This is a genomic window from Pseudomonas sp. ICMP 3272, assembly GCF_001466905.1.
Lineage (GTDB): Bacteria > Pseudomonadota > Gammaproteobacteria > Pseudomonadales > Pseudomonadaceae > Aquipseudomonas > Aquipseudomonas amygdali.
The window spans coordinates 123,234-146,775 of record NZ_LKEK01000075.1; the positions used below are offsets into that span (position 1 = coordinate 123,234).

The following is a 23,542-nucleotide window of genomic DNA, read 5'->3' on the forward strand; positions in this document are numbered from 1 at the left end:
CGGAACTAGAAATAGGTGCTGAAAGGTTCGATCACTCGCATGTCATTATCAACCAGACAACCTGAACGCCACTTGTCGAAGGTCAGACACGGGTGTGAGGTACCGAAGGAAATGATGTCGCCAATCTTCAACTCGCACCCGGGCGCGACTGTCATGAAAGCGTGCTGATCCATCACGGCGGTCACCTTGCAGGCACTGACGTCGTCGCCTGATGCAGGCTGCACACCCGCCTTGTAACGCAGCAGCGGGTTGGGCAGCCCTGCATCGTAGGCAACGTCGCGCTTGCCCATGGCGATCACCGCAAAACCCGGCTCCGGCATGGACTGCACATGCGCCCAGACCTCCAGCGCAGGACGCAGCGCTTCGCTCAGCTCGGCACGTCGGTCCAGCACGCAGCACTGCGCATCCTTGTAGATGCCGTGGTCATGCACCACATAACTGCCGGGGCGCAGCACGCTGAGGAACCGTTCGCGAACGGCCCGGGCATCGAATGCTTCAGCGATCAGGTCGTACCACGCCGAGCCGGATGCAGTGACAATCGGGCGATCCAAAGCGAAGGCACCCTTGTCCTGCAAGTCGACAGCCAGGCGTACCAGCGACGCGGCAAACGCCTTGATGCCGTCGATGGCATGGTCGCCGTGGATGACGCCTTCGTAACCCTCGATACCCGTCAACGCCAGCGCCGGCTGAGCCTGAACAGCGTCAGCCAGGGCCAGCACCTGCGCTTCGCTGCGACAGCCGCAGCGTCCACCGGGCACGCCATATTCGATCATCACGTTCAGACGCAGGCCGCGTGCCGCGAAAAACTGGCCCAGTGCAGCGACATTGTCCGGGTGATCGACCATGCAGTGAAACTCGAACATCGGGTCAGCCAGCAGATCGGCAATCACCTCCATGTTCGGCGCGCCGACCAACTGGTTGGCCATTAACACCCGCCGTACGCCATGCGCATAAGCGGCCTGGGTCTGGACCGCCGTGGCGAGGGTCATGCCCCATGCGCCCGCGTCCAGCTGTCGCCGAAACAGCGCCGGTACCATGCTGGTCTTGCCATGCGGTGCCAGTTCTGCACCGCTGTCGCTGACAAAACGTTGCATCCAGCGAATATTGTGATCCAGCGCCTGACGATGGATGACCAGTGCAGGCAGGCTGACATCAGTGACCAGGCTGTCGCCCGGCTGTGCAGTGCCCTTGTCCATGACGGCGGTGTCCATGACAGCGATGCTCATCAGTAATCTCCTGCAGTTATTCGTTTATTCGACGAGCCAAGCCATTGGCGCTGTCGATCAGCACCCGTCGATAGTCGTCGTAATGGGTCTTGGCATCGGCACGCGGCGCGACAATGCACAGGGTTGCGATGCACTGACCGTGCTCGTTTTTCACCGGCGCGGCGAAACAGTGCGTGAAGGTGTCGGCCACGCTATCGAAGGAGAAGAAACCCTCTTCGCCCGCCTTGCGGATTTCCCGCAAGAAGGTTTCCAGCGGCAGACGCTCGCCACCCGGGAGGATGAAATCGTCGGGATCAATCAGGTCGATGATCTGCTGATCGCTGAGGTGGCTGAGCAGCAGACGCCCGGAAGCGGTCCACGGGATGGGCGCGTTTTCACCGATGTCCGAGGAAATCCTGAAATGCCGCTCACCCTCTTTCATCAGCGCAACGGTGTATTTTCGGCCATTGAGCAGGCACATCTGCGCGGTTTCCCGCGTCTGGCTGACGATCTCGCCCAGGCAGACTTCCGCCTCGCGAGTGAAATCGAAGTGGCGCAAGTGCGCCTGACCGAGAAAGTACAACTGACGGCCAAGGTAGACATGCCCGTCCTTGCCGACCGTTTCCAGAATACGCCGCTCCAGCAGCGACGCCACCAGCTCGTAAACCGTCGATTTGGGGCTGCCGATTCCGCTGGCAATTTCGTTGGGACGCATGGGTCTGGCCTTTTCCTTGAGGAAATCCAGAATATCGAACGCCCGGTCCAGTCCACGTGCCCGGCGCTTGATTGTGTCTTCAGTCATGACTCATTCCTTAAGTAGAGCTGTAAGCCAGATAACCCGAGGCTTCTGGCTTGAAGCTGCTACTTGCGCCTATAAGCAATACAGTCGATTTCGACCTTGCAGTCGACCATCATGCTGGCCTGCACGCAAGCGCGCGCCGGTGCATGCTCGGGGCTGAAGTATTCACCGAACACCTTGTTGAAACTCCAGAAGTCCCGTGGGTCTTCCAGCCACACGCCGACCCGTACTACGTCTTCGAGCGCATAACCGGCTTCGTCGAGGATCGCGATCAGGTTGCGCATGGTCTGGTGCGTCTGCTCGACGATACCGCCGACGATAATCTCGCCATCCTGCGCAGGCACCTGGCCGGAAACGTGCAGCCAGCCGTCGGCCTCGACTGCTCGTGCGAATGGACGTGGCTGGCCGCCCCCAGCAGTGCTGCCTGCGCCATAACGGGTAATAGTCATGAGTTTTTCCTTGTCTTGAAGCATTGGACGTCGTGAAACGTTAAAAACGGATGTTCTTGAGGAATTCGCTCAAGCGCGTCGATTTCGGTTGCTCGAACAGTGTCTTGGGTGGCCCCTGCTCCTCGATGCGCCCTTGATTCATGAATACGATCTGGTCTGAAACCTCATAGGCGAAACGCATTTCGTGAGTCACCAGCAGCATGGTCATGCCGTCCTCGGCCAGGTCCTTGATAACGCTCAGCACTTCGCCGACCAACTCCGGGTCGAGCGCAGAAGTGACTTCATCGAACAACATCAGGCTGGGATTCATGGCAATGGCGCGGGCAATTGCGACCCGCTGCTGCTGACCACCAGACAGCTGGCCGGGGAAGTGATTGCGGCGCTCCAGCAGCCCGACCCGGTCCAGCCACTTTTCCGCCAGGGCAATGGCCTGATCCTTGGGCATCTTCTTGACCTTGAGCAGACCCAGGGTCACGTTCTGCAAGGCGCTGAGGTGCGGAAACAGGTTGAATTGCTGAAACGCCATGCCAGTCATTGCCCGGTGCTGTGCGATAACCCGCTCCGGATGACGGGTACGCTTGCCGTCTACGTCGCTGTAACCGATGTCCTGCCCCTCAAGCCGGATATGACCGCCCTGAAACTCTTCAAGCAGATTGACGCAGCGCAGCAAGGTGGTCTTGCCCGAGCCGCTGGAACCGATCAGGGTAACAACGTTGCCTTTCTGCATACGCAGATCGACCCCCTTGAGCACTTCCACTGCGCCGTAGGACTTGTGCAGGCCTTCGATGCTGAGCAGCGCCGGGCCGGGGGTTGCGGTATGAGTCTGTGTCATGGCAATGCCACCCGTTTTTCGATTTGCCGCCCAAGAAGCTCAATGGCGTAATTGATGAGAAAGAACAGAAAACCTGCAAACAGGTAGAACTCCATGGTCATGAACGTGCGCGCAATCACCTGCTGAGTGCTCAACAACAGTTCAGCCACACCGATGACTGAAAGCAGTGTCGAAGCCTTGACGATCTCGGTCGAGGAATTGACCCACGTCGGCAGGATCTGGCGCATGGCCTGCGGCAACAACACATAGCGCAGCGACTGATTGAAACGCAGCCCGATCGCCTTGCCAGCCTCCAGCTGGCCAGCGGGAATGGCCTGCAGGGCACCGCGCACGATTTCTGATACGTGAGAGCCGCAGAACAACGTCAGGCCTATTGCGCCAGCCTGAAACGCGCTGATCTGCCAGCCCAGCGCCGGGACCATGTAAAAGACTGCCAGCACCAGCACGAACACCGGCGTACCGCGAATCAGATCCACATAGAGCCGGATCGGCAACCGTGCGAAGAATCCGCCGTAGGTCAGCACCAGACCGGCCAGCATGCCGATCAACGTGCCCGCAGCAATCGCCAGCGCCGAGCACTGGATACTGGTCAAAAAGCCGGACCAGAGCACTTCTCTCGCGGTCCACAATTCCTGCAACCAGCCAGGGGGTTGATACATGACAGCCTCCTAGCGGCGAATCGCCAGACGTTGTTCGAGGGTGCGCAACAGCATGGCGATCACATAGCAGGCCACTACGTAGAGTGCAGTGGTCACCAGCCAGGTTTCGATCACCCGGTAGCTTTCGACGTTGATCTTGCGCGCGTAATAGGTCAGCTCCGGCACCGCAATGGCGGCTGCCAGCGAGGTGTCCTTGAACAGCGAAATGAAATTGTTGGATAGCGCTGGCAACACGTTGCGCAACATCACCGGAACGATGATGTATGCCCTCACCTGCCACTCGCCCAGACCGATGGCCAACCCTGCTTCGCGCTGACCTTTGTGGATGCTCAGCAAACCGGCACGGAAGACTTCGGTCAGATAGGCACCGGCGTACAGCGACAGCGTGACAATGAACGACGCCAGCTTGTCCAGGCGAATGCCCAGCCCGGGCAAGGCGAAGTAGATCAGCAGGATCAACACCAGAATGGGCGTGTTGCGCACCACGGTGACGTAGATCGACGCGACAATTCGCAGTGCCTTGTAACGTGACAGCAGCGCAAATGCATTTGCCAACCCGATCACACAGCCGATGGCGATCGAGATCAGGGCCAGTTCCAGCCCCAGGCCCAACCCCGCCAGCAAGCTGGGAAAGTCGCGCCATACGGCATCAAAATTCAATTGATAATTCATGCTTGCCCGTACCTGGCAGGGAAAGCCCGATGGCCTGCCCTGCCCTTGAAGGTCAGAGTGGACTTATTTGTATTCCATCGGGAAACCGATTGCAGGCACAGGCAGATCGACACCAAACCATTGCTTGAACGAGGCGGCGTAAGCCGGGAACTCGACACCGGTCATGGCTTCATGCAAGGCGGTGTTGACGAAGTTCAACCAGTCCTGGTCGCCACGTTTGACGGCACAAGCGTAGGTTTGCGGGCTCCAGGCAAAAGCCGGCGAGCGGTAGCGGCCAGGGTTCTGAACCATCAGGTACTTCACTGAAGACTGGTCGGTGGCGGCCGTGTCGGCGCGCCCCGAGTTGATCGCCTGGTACATCAGGTCGACGCTGTCGTACTGATCGACCTTGGCTTTGGGCAGCGCCTGATGCACCAGCTCTTCGGCATATACGTTTTGCAGCACGGCAACGGTCACTCCGTCGCCCGCGGCTTTAAGGTCGTCAATCTCCTTGTATTTGCTGTTGGCAGGCAGCAACAACGCTACGCCTTCGCGGTAGTACGGCAAGGTGAACGCCACCTGCTGTGCACGACTGGCGGTAACGGTGATGAACTGGCAACTGATGTCGACCTTGTCAGTCAGCAAGTTGGGAATTCGCGCATCCGATGACTGCACCACAAACTCGACCTTGCTCGGGTCATTGAACAGGCCCTTGGCGATGATCCTGCCGATGTCGATATCGAAACCCTGCAACTTGCCGTCCGCTCCCTGAAAATGCCACGGGGCATTGGTACTGCCTGTACCCACCACCAGACTGCCACGTTTCAATACTGCATCCAGCTTGCTGCCTTCGGCGGCCTGAGCCGCGTTGGCCAGCGTGAATGAGGCTGCAAGGACAAATGCACAAGCTTTCACAAAAGAAGGTCCGCGATGCATGACATAGACTCCGCCGAAGTATTTTTATTCCGCTATAGCGGACAATGGTATGTAACAACGGAATAGACAGCAGAAAGTGTGCCATACGAGGCCTGCGAAAAACACCGCATAAAAATCTCGAGGTAAATCAAAAGGCTGGAGACGAAGGAATTGATGGCTGGGTGATATTACGACTTGAGGGCACCGCTACCTTTTGTCACAAATGAGTGGTAAGGCCCCACTCTTGTGCGCGCGCCGCGGTCGAGTACGCAGTACTGGTGCAGGCGCAACGGTCGCGCCGCAGTGAGGACAGGTGCAAAACGCTGGAACTGCCTGCCAATGCGGGAGCATTGGCAAGAAAGTCAGTCCGGTTGAGGCATGACGAACAGCATCATTCAGAGGCAGGTAGCAATCGCAGCGGATCGCAAGGCGGCCTGGGTATCGCCCTGCGGAGCGTAGAACTCGACAGCAGTGGCAGGACCTTTGGCGTGTACGTCTGCGAAATACCTGGATTCAGTAGTGAAAACAGTGAAGCCGCCACCGGAAAGATCATGCAGGAACACATCTGACGATGTGCCAAACATCGCTTCGTTCTGCCAGGTCACCTGAATGCACTGGGCAACGGCGGCATCCTGCTTGGCACTCGACAGGACCTTGAATGGCCCTGCCGCACGTGCCGAGTTTGAAGGCGCTGCGCACCCGGCCAGAACCGTTGCCGCAATCACCGTTGCGCTCGTCAAAAACAGAAACTTCATGTCGTGCCTTCGCTGATAAAAAAGCCGATTCTAGCACTGCACGGGCCTGTTACCCCTCAGCCAATTGCTCTTCGTATTCCTTCACGTATTCACCAGCCAGGCTCTCTTTCTGCTTTTCATCAAGTAACTTGCCTGCCATCTGAAAGAACTTCTGCTCTTCTTCCTTCAAGTGGTGATGCACTTTTTCCGACAGCTTTTTCGCAGTCGCCAGCCAGGCCGGGCTGGACATCTCGGTTTCATCGAGCTCTTCCATCATCTCGTCCATTTCATGATGCTCGGAAATGGCATGGCGGCTGAGGTCCACGCCATTGTCGTGGGCCATCAGGGGAATATAGAAAAACCGTTCTTCGGCTGTCTCATGAGCTTGAAGCTCATCCTTGAGCTGTTTGTAGGCTTTCTCTCGTTCGACACTGTCGCCGCTGGTCTGGATCAGTGCGTCGGCGTAACCGCGCTGACGATCATGGCTTTCACGCAATGCTTCAAAGATATTCAAGGTCTTGTCTCCAGGTCGGCTTCCGGGAGCTGGAAGCATTGTGGACTAGACCCCTGGCGAAGATCAGCAGTTCCGAGAAATACTGGCAAATGACTACTGCGCGCTAACCACAGGCTCAGGCCAGCTCGAAAAGCACATCCTGAGCGCCTTCCCAAAGCGTCTTGACGCCCAGTTTGCGCAGGTTTTCCTTGCCTTGAGTAATGGTCAGAAAATGATTGCCGGCCAGTTGGCCCATCTTGCTGGCGAAACAGCACGAACCGTACGCCAGGATAATCTCGGTTTCGCTGTAACCGCCCGGATAGAACAGAATGTCGCCCACAGAAGGATGACTGGTCGCGTTCTCGAAACCGATCAACGTGCCATCCAGCTTCAATTGATAATCATCCAGTGGCACCCAGCAGCCCTCACCACTCCAGCGCACATGGATGAATTTCTGCCGATAAGGCAGCAGCTTGAGAAATGCTTCCACCGTTTGCGGCGCATCCGGATTGGCTTCGGCCAGAAACTCGTATCCGCCCGCGGTAATTTTGATGGTGGTCACTGCAAGGACTCCTTGAAGGCAACAATGCTCAGAATGGTGCGCAAGGATAAACGCGAGTCTTGTGAGGCGTCACGGAGTTCCGCTGCGCTCACAGGGAGGCAGGCAGCTGCAATCGTTAATCAAACAGAAGTCCGCGCCGGATCTGACCCGCCGAGCAGTTTGGCGAACAGCCGATTCTCATGTGTTTCGCCCTGAAACTCATAACGTGGCGAACCTTTTACTTCATAACCCTGACGCGGATAAAACCCCAACGCGCGCGGGTTGCCAACCCAGACAGTCGCCCACATCAACGCGGCCTTTCTGGCCGCAGCGCGCTGCTCGGCGGCTTCGAGTAACAGTCGCCCTGCTCCACATCCAGTGAAGCGTTCCTGCACATAGAGGCGTTGCAACTCGGCAGCCGTCGATACGCCGAGCATCGGGTGATCGACGCACAGCGTTACCTGAGCGAAGCCGATCAGATGCCCAAGAGATTCAGCCACGATAATGAGCGTTTCCGATGCGCCAAGCAGATGCGCAAACGCCTGCGGGGAAAATGCCTCGAGGGCTTCGCGCGCGATGGACTCACGGATGCCTTGCGTTGCGTAGGTGTCGAGAAAGACCTGCATGCCCAGCGCGCTCAGGCAGATAGCGTCAGCGGGCACTGCTTCACGCAGGGCAATCGTCGATGGGAGAGGTTTGATTATCAAGCAGACAGGCCCCGGGGCAGGCAAAAAGACACGCGAATCATACCCGACACACGGCCTGGCCCGGCAACAAGGCCGGGGCAAGCCGTCAGCTCAATCTCAGCGACCGGTCATGAGCGATTGCAGACGAGCCTGAGCCTGCTGAGCGTTTTTGCCCTGATCGTTCAGCTCTTGCAGCAATTTGTTGAGTTCAGCCTGTACGACCGGGTCCTTGACGGTTATCGCCGAACCCGAGATATCGATTTGCGATTTGTGCGCGTCCACATAATCGGCAACCTTCAGGCCACTCGAAAACGTGCCCTTTATTTGCGGCAAGACTTCACGGAACGTGTTGGCGGGTACGCTCACCGTCCTGTCATACGCCTTGTCGTAAACGACTTTCAAGTCATCGGGCTGCTTGAGTTTGGCATGTGCCGCATCTGCCTTGCCCTGCTCGATGGTCAGCTTCTCACCGACTTCATCAAGACCTGTCTGCACGGCAGCCAGGTCTGCGCGACGTTGAATGACATCGCTTACCGAACGAAAGGATCCTTTCTGCATCAAGCCGGCGAGAGGCTGTACAGCGGTGTCCATACCCGCGCCGAAGTCGGAAATAACGGCATAGTGCGAGCTGTAGTCACCAAAGGCTTTCTTTTCGTCGTCCGTCAGTTTGGGAACGTGCACACCTGGCTTGTCGATAATTCGGGTTTGCAGGAACTGAGTGAACGCAGTGCGTTGCTCGGGCTCCTTATCCCCGCAGCCGGTCAGCAACAGGGGTAAAGCAACAGCCAGCAGCAAGACTGGACGGAAAAGGGACTTCATGTCAGGAACCTCCGGGTGATGAGAATGCGCGGTCATCGGCATGGCCTGACGAACGCGAGCGTGCTTATAGTCTCATCATCACTTCATCTAGTTCCGCGGCGGATGAATTTTGCGACGCCTCATCACCAGAACGGCGCATGGAAAACCCGCTCCCCCTCGGCTATTTGAGTCAGCAAACGCAGGTACTTCAGAGTGTCGACGCAACAGAATCAGCACTGCAAAAAGCTCGCCTGGCAGCCTTTTCAGGAAAGTTCATTAACATTTCTTCATGAGGTGAAACGTTTCAGCGACTAGTCTTCAGCGCACCGACAAAGTGAACAACAGGAGTCAATCACTATGTTTGCACACGAGGGCCTGGGCCTGATCCTTGTCTCCATCGTCTTTCTGCTCGGAGCGATTGCGATGTTCATTCACCCTTTCCACGCGCTGGGGAGCTGGTTCAGGAGGAAGCGGCAGGAACGGAAATCCGATTAGCTATCAATAAATTCGCCACAACAAGGAGGCCCGGTGATAGCCGGGCCTTGCAGCCTCACCCTCTCCCGCCTCCCTCCCCTCGTACAGCGCGAAGCCTGTATGTATGCTCAGCAATATTGCACTAAGCGCATCTAGCGGCAGGTGCATTAACCGCGAGCTTGATACTGGCTATTTAGTATTAAATAATACTGCAGGTCGTGCATTACATCCTAAAAATCCTCTAACGCAAGAAAAAATCTTCAAAAATTAATCACCAACCTGTGCCTTAATGTTTCCAGTTTGATACGCTACTGAAACTCTTTGATATTGAACTAATGGCCAGCAGCCAATAGCATTGCGCGCCAAATACCCTAACTAATTTGCCACTAGTGCTCATGAGGTAGTCATGACTAGTCAATCCATCAATGCGGCGGTTTATCTTCGAAAGTCAGCTGAGGTTCACATTCCGAAGCCGACCCGCGTACTTGATTTCGGCAAATGCAGAGGCACCAGAAAAGGCCCGGTTCTGCTGATTGGTTCAGGTCAATCTGCCAGAAACTTTCCGATCCGAGACTTTTCGGACACCCCGATGATTACCATGAACGGGGCGTTCTCGATGTTTGCAGGAACGAACATCAAGCCATTGTTCTACGTGTGTACTGACCGGGACTTTCCCAACCAGCAGCCCGAGCTGTTCGCCGCGGCAATGCGCGAAAGCGAGAATGTCGGCCTGTGGGAAGACCAGTTCAACTCTGGCATTCCCAGGCCTTCCGGGCACGCCTATGCGCTGAAGAAATCACCGAGGTTGTCGACGGTTGCAGCGCTCTGTTCACGAGAAGATGCGCTGGTCAGAAAACTGTCTTTATGGAGTCATAGAAGCAGGGATATCGGCTTCAGCAAAAACCTGGAACTGGGCTTTTTCGACGCCCGCACGGTCATGTATCTCGCCTTGCAATTGTCCTATCACCTTGGTTTTGATAGCGTCTTTCTCGTAGGCTTTGATATGAATCAGTCTGCAGGCCGGTTCTATGAATCGTCGACAGACGTGTGCTCGCCTTGTGGACTGGACCAGCACTACGAATCAAGAATTCTCCCGTCACTGGAACTTATGTCGAAACAGGTAGTCGGGGATGATTTTCAGGTGTTCAATTTGTCCGACAGCTCGCGAGTTCCAGATGAAATCATTCCCAAGTTGAGCATTGATGAAGCCCGGCTTAAAGTAAGCGTCGCCCATTACAACGCCAGCCGAACGTAAACGACCTCCCGATCAGGCAACTTGACGACCCTGTCTATTTCTTCTGCGACTTCCGTTGAAATCGCACCTGCCTCTGCCCTGCGCAAACGCCTTGAGCAATGCTACCCGACAGGCACCTGAGCGAACCCCAACGCAGACAACTCGGCAATCCGGCACCGTCCACCATGTCACTGCCGCCCGACCTATGCGACAATGCGCGCCAATGTCTGGCATGAACCCCCACATTCATATCCCGGCAACGCGGCCATGGCAGGCTGCCGTTGCTGTAGACGTATGCCCGTTGGATCAGCTCATGCTCAGGCGGAGCAGGCTGAACAGCTCCGGTCGGCTCTAGAACCCGACACCCGCTGACACCAGCGCTCCCCAGTTATTGCCCAAGTTATTGATAGGTAAAGTAATTGATCTCCACAGCTAACATCACGATGCAGTTCGGCCCCAAACCCTTGTTCGAGAACGTCTCGGTCAAGTTTGGCGCCGGTAACCGTTACGGCCTGATTGGCGCGAACGGCTGCGGCAAATCCACCTTCATGAAAATCCTCGGTGGCGACCTTGAGCCTTCGGGCGGTCAGGTGATGCTGGAGCCGAACGTACGACTGGGTAAGCTGCGCCAGGATCAGTTCGCCTACGAAGAATTCACGGTGCTCGACACCGTGATCATGGGTCATGAAGAGCTGTGGAAGGTCAAGGCCGAGCGCGACCGCATCTACTCGCTGCCGGAAATGAGCGAAGACGACGGCATGGCCGTGGCAGAGCTGGAAACCGAGTTTGCGGAAATGGACGGCTACACTGCCGAGTCCCGTGCCGGCGAACTGCTGCTGGGCCTGGGTATCGGCATCGAGCAGCACAACGGCCCGATGAGCGAAGTGTCGCCCGGCTGGAAGCTGCGCGTTCTGCTGGCGCAGGCACTGTTCTCCGATCCGGAAGTGCTGCTGCTCGACGAACCAACCAACCACCTGGACATCAACACCATTCGCTGGCTGGAAAACATCCTCACCCAGCGCAACAGCCTGATGATCATCATCTCCCACGACCGTCACTTCCTGAACAGCGTGTGCACGCACATGGCCGACCTGGATTACGGCGAGTTGCGCCTGTTCCCGGGCAACTATGACGAGTACATGACCGTGGCGACCCAGTCCCGCGAGCAGTTGCTGTCCGACAACGCCAAGAAGAAAGCGCAGATCTCCGAGCTGCAATCGTTCGTCAGCCGCTTTTCGGCCAACGCATCGAAAGCCAAGCAGGCCACTTCCCGAGCCAAGGCGATCGACAAGATCCAGCTGGCCGAGGTCAAGCCGTCCAGCCGTGTCAGCCCGTTCATTCGTTTCGAACAGACCAAAAAGCTGCACCGTCAGGCAGTCATTGTCGATCGCATGGCCAAAGGCTTCGACGGCAAGACACTGTTCAAGGACTTCAGTTTCCAGGTCGAAGCCGGCGAGCGTGTTGCAATCATCGGTCCGAACGGCATCGGCAAGACCACCCTGCTGCGCACCCTGGTCAACGAGTTGCAACCCGATGCAGGCACGGTCAAGTGGACCGAAGCAGCAGAAATCGGTTACTACGCTCAGGACCACGCTCACGATTTCGAAGACGAATCTACCCTCTTCGACTGGATGGGCCAGTGGACGCAAGGCGGCGAGCAAATGGTACGTGGCACTCTGGGCCGCATGCTGTTCTCCAATGACGAGATCCTCAAGTCGGTCAAAGTGATTTCCGGTGGTGAACAGGGCCGCATGCTGTTCGGCAAGCTGATCCTGCAAAAACCGAACGTGCTGGTGATGGACGAACCGACCAACCACCTGGACATGGAATCCATCGAAGCGCTGAACCTTGCGCTGGAAAACTACCCGGGCACCCTGATTTTCGTCAGCCACGACCGCGAGTTCGTGTCCTCGCTGGCAACCCGCATCATCGAACTCAGCCCAAGCGGCGTGATCGACTTCAGCGGTACCTACGACGACTACCTGCGCAGCCAGGGCGTTTCGTTCTAAGCTTGTCAGGCTGCTACAGCAAAAAGCCCTGTCTTGTGACAGGGCTTTTTATTTTCAAAACCGCTACTGGCCCGGCTGGCTGAGCATTTCAATCCACAGCGCACCCTTACCCGAGGGCGCTTCGCTGACCCGCTGCAAGGCACCGTTCGCCGCAATGGCGTAACTGCCGACCTTGTCGCTTTTCTCACCGCTCACCAGCAACCAGCGCCCATTGGGTGACACAGCGATATTGCGTGGCTGTTTTTCCTGCACCGGATAGTTTTCGACAAACGTCACCTTGCCACTGGCAGGCTCGACCTTGAACACCGACACGCTGCTGGTGGTGCGCTCGCTGATAAACAGCAACCTGCCATTCGGCGCGAGGCGAATGTCTGCCGCCCATATACGCGGGGTAGGATCGTCCTTGAGATCGTTGTTGCGCGCATCACGGGCCTGCCCCGGCGCCAGGTTCAAGCGTTTCGGGATACCGTCCGCCTCGCCTGTCTGCTTCAACGCACCGGTTTTCTGGTTGATCGCGAAGGCAGTGACGGTGCCACTCATTTCGCCAACCACGTACAGAAATTTGCCATCGGACGAAAATGCCAAGTGGCGTGGGCCGGTATTCTCGGTAACCGCAACATAGCCCTCGCCAATGGGCACAAGCTTGCCGTCCTTTGGCTCCAGCCGGTATTGCAGAACACGATCAACACCAAGATTACCGGCGTATGCAAAACGGTTGCTCGGGTCGGTGCGCACCGAATGCGCATGCATGCCGGTCTTGTAGGTCTGGATACTGTCGCTCGGGCGGTGTTGCGCATCGATAGGCTGGACGCTGAGCAAATCGGCACCATAGGACGCGCCGAACAGGAAGCGCCCGCTGCGATCGGTAGACAGGTAGGCCAGGCTCTCGGCCAATGGTGCCTGGCTCAGCGGCTTGAGATGCCCTGTTGCAGGCTCGATGCTGAAACTCAGCACTTGATAAGGCTTGGAACGCAGCGCCGCAAATAACGCTTTGCCGTCCGGTGAGATGGCCATCGGATTGACCTGGTCTCCGGCTTTTGTCTGCTCGACCAGGCTGAGCGCGCCGCTCTGCTCATCCAGACGGTATTGAGATATCAGGCCGTCGGTGGGACTGGATATGTAAGCAAACGTGGCTGCCTGGGCAGGCAGGCCAAACGAACAACCGACTGCAGCGGCCAGCAACAGAATATTTCTCATGGCAAACCTTTTTATTATTGTGGTGTGATCAGTCATCCTATGACCATATCTGCAGAACAGCAACTGCCTCATAACCCGCCCATATAAAACCGTTAGCCTGCTTTCTTTTAGTCACAGTGCACGCCATGATGAGGCACTCCCACCGCCTGCCAGCGAAGAGCCCAATGCCTGCCGCACACTCCGGTTCCATGACGATTACCCTGCAAATCGTTTCCATCGTTTTCTACACCTTCATCGCCTTTCTGTGCATCGGTCTGCCTATTGCGGTGCTGCCCGGCTATGTTCACGACCAGTTAGGTTTCAGCCCGTTGATTGCCGGCCTGACCATTGCCTCGCAATACCTGGCAACGCTGCTGAGTCGACCTTTTGCCGGCCGGGCGACCGATACGCTGGGCAGCAAGCGCTCTATCGTGTTCGGACTGTGGGGCATCGTCATCAGTGGCAGCATGACGTTACTGGCAACGCTGCTGCAGGAGTTTGCCACGCTGAGCCTGTCGATTCTGATCGTTGCGCGACTGTTTCTCGGCGTTTCCCAAGGGCTTATCGGAGTTGGCACTATCAGTTGGTGCATCGGCAAACTCGGCGCAGAACATACGGCCCGATCAATCTCGTGGAACGGCATCGCGTCCTATGGTGCGATAGCCATTGGTGCACCGCTGGGCGTGGTAGTCATAGATACTGTGGGTTTCAACAGCTTGGGGGTCGCCTTGATGGTGATGGCCGGGATGGCGCTGTGGCTGATCCGCAACAAGCCATCGGTGCCGGTCGTAGCCGGTGAGCGCCTGCCCTATTGGTCAGTGTTCGGCCGTATCGCGCCTTATGGTCTGGGACTGACGCTGTCCTCTATCGGCTACGGCACGCTGACAACGTTCATCACCCTGTTTTATCTGAGCCGTGGCTGGGAAGGCGCGGCTTATTGCCTGAGCATGTTTGGCGTGTGCTTTATCCTCGCCCGCCTGCTGTTCATCGGCGCCATCAACCGGCTCGGCGGCTATAACGCGGCCATCGTCTGTATGGCAGTAGAGATCTGCGGGCTGTTGATGCTCTGGCTTTCACCGAGCAGCGGCATTGCTCTGGCAGGGGCCGGGCTGACCGGTGTGGGGCTGTCGCTGATCTACCCGGCGCTGGGCGTGGAAGCGATCAAAAGCGTGCCTACCCCCAGCCGAGGCGCAGGCCTGAGTGCCTACGCAGTGTTCTTCGATCTGGCCCTGGCAATTGCCGGCCCTGTAATGGGGGCTATCGCCTTGGGTCAGGGCTATGACTGGATCTTTTTTTACGCGGCGTTGCTGTCGGTATGCGCGCTGGCGCTGACAATCTGGTTATCACGCCGTACCGCTGACCAAACATATCCGGCATGAACACTACCTTTAGTGCATAAGTTTTTTGCTTGTAATTCGAATAGTTGGTAGCAAGTGTTTAAATTCCGCCACCGGTCGGTCAACTTCTTGACGCATCGGCCAGCGACCTCTTGACTTCGTACTGCGGGCCTTGAAAACAGGCCTGCAAAGCGACCGTCGCCAGCCTTGGTGCGACGTCACTGAGCGTGGCAGTCTGGCGCCTTTATCCGTTTCGATTGCCTCCCTGCTGCCTGCCTGGCCGGGAGAGCTGTCATGAAAATTCGTTGTATTCATCTGTACCACACCCGTAATGTCCTGCCGGTCATGATGTTGGCCATTATCCCGTCCTGTGCAGAGGGAGCCTGCGCACTTGGGGCCTCGGCATCGCCCGGCGTTCAAGTCTGCGACAGTGGCATCAGCGGTTCATTTATCGGCCTTAGCGGCGATCACATTCTGATATTTCCAACAGGCGGAACAGGCACGGTCTCCGGCGATATCAGCTACGGGGCAGGAGTCGACAACGTTGATATGCAGTCAGGCCGTATTCTGGGCAACGTCACCCAAGGTGCCGGGGTCGACTCATTCACGTTGTCGGCGGGCGAGATCAGCGGCAGCCTGAACCAGGGCGACGATCCCGACAACTTTTTCATGAGCGGCGGTACGCTGGGCTCGCTGGCTCAGGGCGACGGGCGAGATACCTTCCTGATGAGCGGAGGCACCATCATTCGCGCGTTCGAGGACGGCGACGTCGCGGTGATGACCGGCGGCAGCATTGGCCGCGTCGACATGAAGCTGGACAACAATGTGTTCGAAATGTCCAGCGGCACAATCATCAACAACCTGGTAACCGGCTTTGGCAGGGATAGGATCACCCTCTCGGGCGGCTCCGTGGGCGGCAATGTCAGCGTCAGCGGAGGCGACGACCAGATCACCCTCAGCGGTGGCGATATACGCGGTGAAGTTCGCGCCAGCGCCGGTAATGACAGTTTCAACTGGCTGAACAGCGGCTACGCCCGCAGCAGTGTGTTGATGGCCGAAGGCGATGATACGGCGCGACTGTACAACCTGAGCGAATATTACCTGAGCGCCAATCCGTTGCTTGACGGCGGCCCTGGCAATGACGTGCTGACTTTCGACAACACTGTATCGTCGCAGCCGGGTCGCTATGCCAACTGGGAGACGGTCAACGTGAGTAACGGCTCGCAGCTGAATCTGGCCGGTAAGCTGGTCATTGGTGACGGCGTGAGTAACACCGGCGTTCTGAACATTGACTCCACCAGTACGCTGATCTCGAACTCGGGCAGCATTGCGCCCTTCCACGCCGCATCCCTCGCTTCATTAGAGAATGCCGGAACGCTGGACGTGAGCGATGCAGGCCGCGCGCTCACTGGCACATTGACGGTGAACGGCAATTACACCGGCCACAACGGGCGGCTGCTGTTGCTCTCGGCACTGGGCGATGATGCATCCCCCAGCGACCGACTGGTGGTGGCACAGGGTCGTATCAGTGGTTCTACGCGCATGATCGTCAGCAATGCGGGTGGGCTGGGCGCCCTGACCCTTGGCAACGGCATTGAAGTGGTACAAGCCATCAACGGTGCAACCAGCGATAGCAGCGCCTTTTCGTTGCAAAATCCGCTGTCTGCAGGCGCTTATCAGTATTACCTGTTCAAGGGCGGCGCCACTGCCGGCTCTGAGAACAGCTGGTTCCTGCGCTCTGCAGTGATTGCGCCGCCAACGCCAGCGCCGCCCCCTGTCGAGCCCCTCCCCGAACCTGCACAGCCAACTCCCCAGCCGACACCTGAGCCGATTCCTGAACCTGTTCCCGAGCCGACACCAACACCGCAACCTGTGCCCGCCCCGCCCCCAAACCCTGAGCCCGCGCCGACCACCCCGGCACCGGTCCTCCCGGCAGCCACACTGCCAGTGCCCGCGATCGGAACACCGCCACTGCCGGACCCCGTTCGCGGAGCCGCGCCCATCGCGTTGTACCGCCCCGAGGTTGCCAACTATTCAGTGGCAGCGCCAAGCGCTGCGGTCCTGGCGCTGAGTTCACTGGGCACCTTTCATGAGCGCCAGGGTGATCAGGCGCTACTGACTGAATACGGCATGGCGCCTGCCGGATGGGCACGTGTGTTTGGCAGCGACCTCAGGCAACGCTGGTCTGGAGACGTGAGCCCAGGCCTGGACGCTTCATTCAAGGGCTACCAGATCGGCCATGATCTGTATGCCTGGCACTTGGAAAACGGGCGGAGCCAGCGCGTCGGGCTGTTCGTCGCGCATAACCGTCTGGATGGCAAGGTGCAGGGTTTTGCTGAGGGTTTCAGAAACTACGAAACAGGGCACCTGAAACTGAGCGGGGAAAGTCTGGGGGCCTACTGGACGCTGACGACGCCCGGTGGCGGGTACGTTGACGCCGTAGCGATGGGCACTCGCCTGGACGGCCGCAGCCGCTCTGTCAGGGGCACAGGTGTCGACATTGAAGGCCATGTGATGAGCCTGTCTGCAGAGGCCGGGTATCCGCTGCCACTCTCACAGCGCTGGGTTGCAGAGCCTCAGCTACAGATCATCTACCAACGCATAGACCTTCAGGACCAGCATGACGGCATTGCCCATCTCGGATTCGACAGTCAGTCTTACACCACAGGGCGCATCGGCATGCGTTTCAAGGGGCGCTATCAATTCAGTAACGTACCGATAGAGCCTTATCTACGAGCCAACCTCTGGCACACCGAGGACGGCCATGACACGCTGACATTCGATCATGCAGAGCAGATAAGAACCGAGCATCGATCAACGACGGGCAGTATCGGCGCCGGGATGATAGCGACATTGAGCAGCAAGGCCAGTCTGCACTGGAGCGCTGATTACCTTGGTGATCTGGGCGAACAAGGAACGGAGGGAGTAAACACCAGCCTGGGTTTCAGGCTGGTGTGGTAATGCGACCGTCAGCGCGGGGATGCGCCTTGGTCAGTCTTTCTTCGGTTTGAGGATAAGCACGGCAAGCGGCGGCAGGTTCAGTTTCAGTGAAGCCTCCATCCCATGTGCTGGCTCGTCTTCGGTGTTCACTTCCCCACCATTGCCCATGTTGGAACCTGCGTAGGTTTGCGCGTCGCTATTCAGCAACTCAGTCCATGCCCCTGATACGGGCGCGCCTACACGGTAATCCAGGCGCGGCACTGGCGTCATGTTGGCCACCACCAGCAGCGGCTCGCCATCATTGCTCCAGCGCAGGTAGGCAAACACGCTGTTGGCCTGGTCGTCGCCGATCAGCCACTGGAAGCCGGCTGGATCGGCATCGCGCTGGTGCAGCGCCTTTTCCTGACGATAGAGACGATTCAGATCGCCGACCAGATTCTTTACGCCAACGTGGTCGGCGTATTGCATCAAGTACCAGTCCAGTTGCTCGTCATGATTCCACTCGCGCCATTGGCCGAACTCACAGCCCATGAAAAGCAGTTTCTTGCCAGGGTGCGTCCACATGAATGAAAGGTAGGCGCGCAGGTTGGCGAATTTCTGCCAGCGGTCGCCAGGCATTTTGTCGATCAGCGAATGTTTACCGTGTACCACTTCATCGTGGGAAATAGGCAATACGAAACGCTCGGACCACGCATACACCAGGCTGAAAGTCAGGGTGCCGTGGTGGTGCCTGCGATGTAACGGATCCTTCATCATGTACTGCAGCGAATCATGCATCCAGCCCATGTTCCACTTGTAGTTGAAGCCCAGCCCACCCTGCTGGGTCGGCTCGCTGACACCCGGCCACGCGGTCGACTCTTCCGCAATCACCATGGTCCCTGGGGCTTCCAGCGCAACTACGTCGTTCAAATGACGCAGAAAGTCGATTGCCTCGAGGTTTTCGCGTCCGCCAAAGCGATTCGGCACCCATTCGCCCGCTTTACGCGAATAGTCGCGGTACAGCATTGACGCCACCGCATCCACGCGCAGACCGTCGATGTGGTAATGCTTGAGCCAGTGCAACGCCGAAGCCAGCATGAAGCCATGAACTTCGGTGCGCCCCAGGTTGTAGATCAGCGTGTCCCAGTCTTGATGGAAGCCTTCCTTGGGATCGGCGTACTCATACAGCGCGGTGCCGTCGAACTGCGCCAGCCCGTGGGTATCGGTCGGGAAATGCGCAGGCACCCAGTCAAGAATCACGCCGATTTCAGCCCGATGGCAGGCGTCGACGAACGCAGCGAAATCTTCTGGCGAACCGTAACGGGCGGTCGGTGCAAACTGGGCCAGTAACTGATAGCCCCATGAGCCCCCGAACGGGTGTTCCATGATCGGCATCAGCTCGATGTGGGTGAAGCCCAGTTCCTTGACGTAGGGAATCAGTCGGTCAGCCAGCTCGCGCCAGTTGTACTGTCGCCATTGACCGTCCTCGTGCTGCTCCATCTGCCACGAACCTGCGTGCAGTTCGTAGATCGACAGCGGTGCGGCAACGTCGTGACGACCTGTCCGTGATTGCAGCCACTCCTGGTCGTTCCACTCGAACTTCAGCGGCGCAGAGATTTTTGACGCCGTATCGGGCGGCAGCGTGGTGGCCAGTGCCATCGGGTCGCTTTTAAGCGGCAGAATCCCGTGGGCACCGAGTATCTCGTACTTGTAGACCTCACCAGGCTGCAGACGCGGGACGAAAATCTCCCATACGCCGGTCGGGTGACGCAGGCGCATCGGGTGACGACGACCATCCCAACTGTTGAAACTGCCGACCACCGACACTCGGCGGGCATTCGGCGCCCAGACCGCAAAACGAACCCCGTCCACGCCATTGACGTTGGTCACTTGCGCGCCAAGGCAACTGCTCAGGTCGCGGTGGTTACCTTCGGCGAATAGATAAAGGTCCATCTCGCCCAACAGCGGGCCAAAACTGTAAGGGTCCTCGGTGATTTGTTCACCGCCAGCCCATTGGACCTTCAGAAGGTAAGGCTGGGGTTGCTCGAGATGACCGACGAAAAACCCCGGCACCTCGCTCATTTCCATCTCGCCCAGCTCGCGGCCATCATCCTTGGCCAGCAGACGCACGCTCAACGCTGCGGGCAGATAGGCACGAACGTATTGCCCGCTGCCGCCATCACCGTGCGGCCCCAGGATCGAGAAAGGATCACGGTGTTCAGCGCGGATCAGCGCATCGAGGTCCACAGCAGCGGGAATCGCGCGGCGGCCTGTGCCGGTTTTGTGAGGCGCATTCATATTGGCTCTCCATCAGACGGTTGCAGCAACCCACGCAAGCCTTGCAAGGGTACGGCCAACCAGGCTGGACGATTCTCGGCTTCGTAGATCACTTCATAAGCAGCTTTTTCAAGGGTGAACAATTCCAGTGCGGCGTCCTCCCCTTTTGCATCTTTCCAGGCATGGGCCATTCCGGTTGTTGCCGAACGGTAGCCTTCGATAAAGGCTTCCCGCGCCTGCGCCAGGTAGGTCTCGGCGACACGTTTGCGAGCACCGGCGGCCTCAGGCGAGGTGTCGACGCTTTGCGCGCTGCGTACCGCCATGGCGGCAGCGTAGTCAAACGAGCGTAAAACACCGCTGACATCCTTGAACGGGCTGTGCTTGGCACGGCGTTCTTCAAGTGCGCGGGCCGGTTCCCCCTCGAAATCGATCAGATAGGCATCGCCCTTGACCACCAGCACCTGGCCGAGGTGCAAGTCACCATGCACGCGAATGCGCAGGCCACCTGCCGAGCGCTTGGCCAGACCTTCGACGCGCTGACGAATCTGCTTGCGCTGGGCGAGCAAATCGCTGACCAGTTGCTGATCGTCCTGCTCCAGATCGCCCTTGCGCTGCTCAAGCAGTTGCAAGGCGCGCTCAAGCTGAGCATTGACGCTGGTTCCGGAGGCCTTGCTGTCCTGACTGCTGGTGACTTCAACAGCAAAGTCTGCGTTGTCGGTAGGCGACGCCAGAATCTGGTGCATCTCACCGAGACGCTGGCCAAGGCTGCGCGAAAAGTCCGCAAGCTCCAGCAACGCATTGTAATGCTGTTCCTGACCGGACACGCCATGCGCCAACTCATCGCGTACTGCGCGTTCCAGATTGTTCTGCGTCCACTCCCAAGCGTCACCCTGATTGCTCAGGTAGCCTTGGGCAATCATCAGCAGATTCGGTTTTCCGTCTTTGCCGACACGCACCAGCGAACCCAGCAACGGCGAGATATTCTTGAAGCCGGCATTGGTCAGGAAAGCACCCATTTCCAGCTCCGGGTGCGTCCCGGCACTGACTTTACGAATCAGTTTGAGCACCAGGCTGCCACCGACGACCACCGAGCTGTTCGACTGCTCGGCAGACAGGTAGCGCACTTCCGACTCTGCGGTGAGGGCGAGCGGTGCCAGCTGCGAACTCTGCTCGAAACGCAACTCGCCGTCGGCACAGGGGATGACCGTATCCGACTGCATGCCCTGAATCACTGCACGAATGAAGGTTTCCAGAGTAAACGCATCGGTGATCAGCCCGACATCACGATTACGCCGCACTCTGGCAAGTGCCAGTTGCTGTGGCAATGCACTGCTGATGTCGTCTTCGGCGAGCAAGCCGAATGGCAGCTGATAGCGATCGGTCTGGCCATCTGCAGTCACTTCTATCTCGCTGAGCAACACCGGGTGCGCCTCGTCGCCGAAACGCACTGCATACGCGATGTTGACCTGCTCTATGTCCTTGCCCTTGCCTGCGAACCAGCGGCGTTTTGGCAAATAAACAGCCAGTGAGGTTTTTTCCATGGTGCTGCGCAGCGGCTCTTCGAGCAACTCCTCAAGGCGCTTCTTGAGCACCAGGGTCGGGAAGTCCGGCATGCTCTGCGCGGGTTCAACGTGCCAACTGGGCATTTGATTCTCCGAAGCCAGTAAAAACCAGTAAAAACCATACGGCGGGAGCGTCAGCAAATAGCTTAACTGCCCGATAGGCGGAAATGCGCTGCCACCGAGCATTTCCACCGGCACTGTGCCTGCGTAAGCCGACAGCTCAAGCTCTGCAGCCTGAGCGGCGCTGGAAACGTTGGCAACACACAACACCACTTCACTGTGACCATCAGGTGCCGTGTACTCGCGGGTGTACGCAAGAATGCGGCGGTTCGACGGCGAGAGCATTTTCAGCGTGCCACGCCCGAATGCCTTCTGCTGTTTGCGCACCGCCAGCATGCGTCGATTCCAGTTCAGCAGCGAGTGCGGATCACGCTCCTGAATTTCGACGTTGACCGACTGGAAGCCGTACATCGGGTCCATGATCGGCGGCAATACCAGGCTGGCCGGGTCGGCACGCGAAAAGCCGCCGTTGCGGTCGATCGACCACTGCATCGGCGTACGCACACCGTCCCGGTCTCCCAGATAGATGTTATCGCCCATGCCGATCTCATCACCGTAATACAACGTCGGCGTGCCGGGCATCGACAACAGCATACTGTTCAACAGTTCGACCCGGCGGCGATCCCGATCAACCAGTGGTGCCAGGCGTCGACGGATACCCAGGTTGATCCGCGCGCGGCGGTCAGCGGCATAGTAATTCCAGAGGTAATCACGCTCACGATCCGTCACCATTTCCAGGGTCAGTTCGTCGTGGTTACGGAGGAAAATCGCCCATTGGCAATTCTCCGGAATTTCCGGTGTCTGGCGCAGAATATCGGTGATCGGAAAACGGTCTTCCTGCGCCAGCGCCATGTACATGCGCGGCATCAGCGGAAAGTGAAACGCCATGTGACATTCGTCGCCATCCGGCCCCTTGCTGTCGCCGAAATACAGCTGGGTGTCTTCCGGCCACTGATTGGCCTCGGCCAGCAGCATGCGGTCCGGGTAGTTCGCATCGATCTCGGCGCGAATACGCTTGAGCACCTGATGGGTTTCCGGAAGGTTCTCGTTATTGGTGCCGTCGCGTTCGATCAGGTACGGGATAGCGTCCAGACGCAAGCCGTCGATGCCCAGATCAAGCCAGAAGCGCATGACTTCAAGCACTGCATCCAGTACCTGCGGGTTATCAAAGTTCAAATCCGGCTGGTGGGAGTAAAAACGGTGCCAGAAGTATTGACCGGCGACCGGGTCCCAAGTCCAGTTAGACGTTTCTGTGTCGAGAAAAATGATCCGCGTGCCGTCGTATTTCTGGTCGGTATCCGACCAGACATAGAAATCCCGTGCCTTGGAGCCGGGCTTGGCATGACGCGCTTTCTGAAACCACGGGTGCTGGTCGGACGTATGGTTGATAACCAGCTCACTGATCACCCGCAGGCCACGCTTGTGCGCCTGAGCGATGAAGCGCTTGGCATCGGCCATGGTGCCGTAATCGCTGTGCACATCGCGGTATTCGGAAATATCGTAACCATCGTCCCGGCGCGGCGACGGGTAGAACGGCAACAACCAGATGGTGTTGACCCCCAGCGCGGCAATGTAGTCGAGCTTTTCTATCAAGCCCGCGAAATCGCCGATCCCGTCGTTATTGGAATCGAAGAACGATTTCACATGAACCTGATAAATCACCGCATCCTTGTACCAGAGCGGGTCTTTGATGAATGTCGCGTCACCGGGCTTCTTGGCCATTACTGACTCC

19 protein-coding genes are annotated in these 23,542 nt (G+C 57.9%); 4 read left to right on the top strand and 15 right to left on the bottom strand.

What is annotated here, in order from left to right; genetic code table 11:
• Window positions 1-5 precede the first annotated feature (5 nt).
• The 12 genes from AO068_RS21185 to AO068_RS21240 form a co-directional block, all read right to left on the bottom strand.
• A complete protein-coding gene (locus AO068_RS21185; protein WP_080394747.1) occupies window positions 6-1,211 on the bottom strand; it encodes an amino acid deaminase in 1,206 nt (401 codons plus the stop codon).
• A 31-nt stretch (window positions 1,212-1,242) separates the two neighbouring features.
• Window positions 1,243-2,007, bottom strand: coding sequence for an IclR family transcriptional regulator (locus AO068_RS21190; protein ID WP_004658792.1), 765 nt, complete (start codon window positions 2,005-2,007; stop codon window positions 1,243-1,245).
• A 59-nt stretch (window positions 2,008-2,066) separates the two neighbouring features.
• Window positions 2,067-2,453, bottom strand: coding sequence for a RidA family protein (locus AO068_RS21195; RefSeq protein ID WP_002553703.1), 387 nt, complete (start codon window positions 2,451-2,453; stop codon window positions 2,067-2,069).
• Between the two features lie 40 nt (window positions 2,454-2,493).
• On the bottom strand, window positions 2,494-3,285 hold the full coding sequence (locus tag AO068_RS21200; protein ID WP_002553702.1) for an amino acid ABC transporter ATP-binding protein: 792 nt from the start codon (window positions 3,283-3,285) through the stop codon (window positions 2,494-2,496).
• Window positions 3,282-3,944 carry an amino acid ABC transporter permease gene (locus AO068_RS21205; protein WP_058409360.1) on the bottom strand — a complete coding sequence of 221 codons (663 nt, stop codon included), beginning with the start codon at window positions 3,942-3,944 and terminating at the stop codon, window positions 3,282-3,284. The genes AO068_RS21200 and AO068_RS21205 overlap by 4 nt, the downstream gene beginning before the upstream one ends.
• Before the next feature lie 9 nt (window positions 3,945-3,953).
• The gene (locus tag AO068_RS21210) at window positions 3,954-4,616 is read right to left on the bottom strand and encodes an amino acid ABC transporter permease (protein WP_002553700.1); all 663 of its coding nucleotides are present in this window, start codon (window positions 4,614-4,616) and stop codon (window positions 3,954-3,956) included.
• A gap of 63 nt (window positions 4,617-4,679) precedes the next feature.
• The gene (locus tag AO068_RS21215; protein ID WP_058401503.1) at window positions 4,680-5,531 is read right to left on the bottom strand and encodes a transporter substrate-binding domain-containing protein; all 852 of its coding nucleotides are present in this window, start codon (window positions 5,529-5,531) and stop codon (window positions 4,680-4,682) included.
• Window positions 5,532-5,905: 374 nt separating this feature from the next.
• A complete protein-coding gene (locus AO068_RS29325; RefSeq protein WP_005743630.1) occupies window positions 5,906-6,265 on the bottom strand; it encodes a hypothetical protein in 360 nt (119 codons plus the stop codon).
• Window positions 6,266-6,314: 49 nt separating this feature from the next.
• A complete protein-coding gene (locus AO068_RS21225) occupies window positions 6,315-6,758 on the bottom strand; it encodes a hemerythrin domain-containing protein (protein WP_005743629.1) in 444 nt (147 codons plus the stop codon).
• Between the two features lie 115 nt (window positions 6,759-6,873).
• Entirely contained in the window at window positions 6,874-7,299 is a 426-nt protein-coding gene (locus AO068_RS21230; RefSeq protein ID WP_058409361.1) for a DUF3830 family protein, read from the bottom strand.
• 119 nt (window positions 7,300-7,418) lie between these two features.
• Window positions 7,419-7,982, bottom strand: a complete 564-nt coding sequence (locus AO068_RS21235) for a GNAT family N-acetyltransferase (protein ID WP_058409389.1) — start codon at window positions 7,980-7,982, stop codon at window positions 7,419-7,421.
• Window positions 7,983-8,081: 99 nt separating this feature from the next.
• A complete protein-coding gene (locus AO068_RS21240) occupies window positions 8,082-8,783 on the bottom strand; it encodes a DUF3053 domain-containing protein (RefSeq protein WP_058401502.1) in 702 nt (233 codons plus the stop codon).
• A gap of 859 nt (window positions 8,784-9,642) precedes the next feature.
• On the opposite strand from AO068_RS21240, the gene AO068_RS21245 reads away from it, so the two are divergent.
• Window positions 9,643-10,491 carry a hypothetical protein gene (locus AO068_RS21245; protein WP_058409362.1) on the top strand — a complete coding sequence of 283 codons (849 nt, stop codon included), beginning with the start codon at window positions 9,643-9,645 and terminating at the stop codon, window positions 10,489-10,491.
• Between the two features lie 398 nt (window positions 10,492-10,889).
• Window positions 10,890-12,479: an ABC-F family ATPase gene (locus AO068_RS21250; protein ID WP_002553692.1), complete on the top strand. Its 1,590-nt coding sequence runs from the start codon at window positions 10,890-10,892 to the stop codon at window positions 12,477-12,479.
• A gap of 63 nt (window positions 12,480-12,542) precedes the next feature.
• On the opposite strand, the gene AO068_RS21255 is transcribed toward AO068_RS21250, so the two are convergent.
• Entirely contained in the window at window positions 12,543-13,676 is a 1,134-nt protein-coding gene (locus tag AO068_RS21255) for a lactonase family protein (protein ID WP_058409363.1), read from the bottom strand.
• 164 nt (window positions 13,677-13,840) lie between these two features.
• Here AO068_RS21255 and AO068_RS21260 point away from each other — a divergent pair, with 164 nt between their 5' ends.
• Both AO068_RS21260 and AO068_RS21265 read left to right on the top strand, forming a co-directional pair.
• Complete coding sequence (locus AO068_RS21260) at window positions 13,841-15,034, top strand: MFS transporter (RefSeq protein WP_058409364.1); 1,194 nt, start codon at window positions 13,841-13,843, stop codon at window positions 15,032-15,034.
• Between the two features lie 252 nt (window positions 15,035-15,286).
• Window positions 15,287-17,953, top strand: a complete 2,667-nt coding sequence (locus AO068_RS21265; RefSeq protein ID WP_058409365.1) for an autotransporter family protein — start codon at window positions 15,287-15,289, stop codon at window positions 17,951-17,953.
• 30 nt (window positions 17,954-17,983) lie between these two features.
• On the opposite strand, the gene glgB is transcribed toward AO068_RS21265, so the two are convergent.
• Window positions 17,984-20,209, bottom strand: a complete 2,226-nt coding sequence (gene glgB, locus AO068_RS21270; protein WP_058409366.1) for a 1,4-alpha-glucan branching protein GlgB — start codon at window positions 20,207-20,209, stop codon at window positions 17,984-17,986.
• On the bottom strand, window positions 20,206-23,532 hold the full coding sequence (treS, locus tag AO068_RS21275) for a maltose alpha-D-glucosyltransferase (protein ID WP_058409367.1): 3,327 nt from the start codon (window positions 23,530-23,532) through the stop codon (window positions 20,206-20,208). The genes glgB and treS overlap by 4 nt, the downstream gene beginning before the upstream one ends.
• Window positions 23,533-23,542 lie beyond the last annotated feature (10 nt).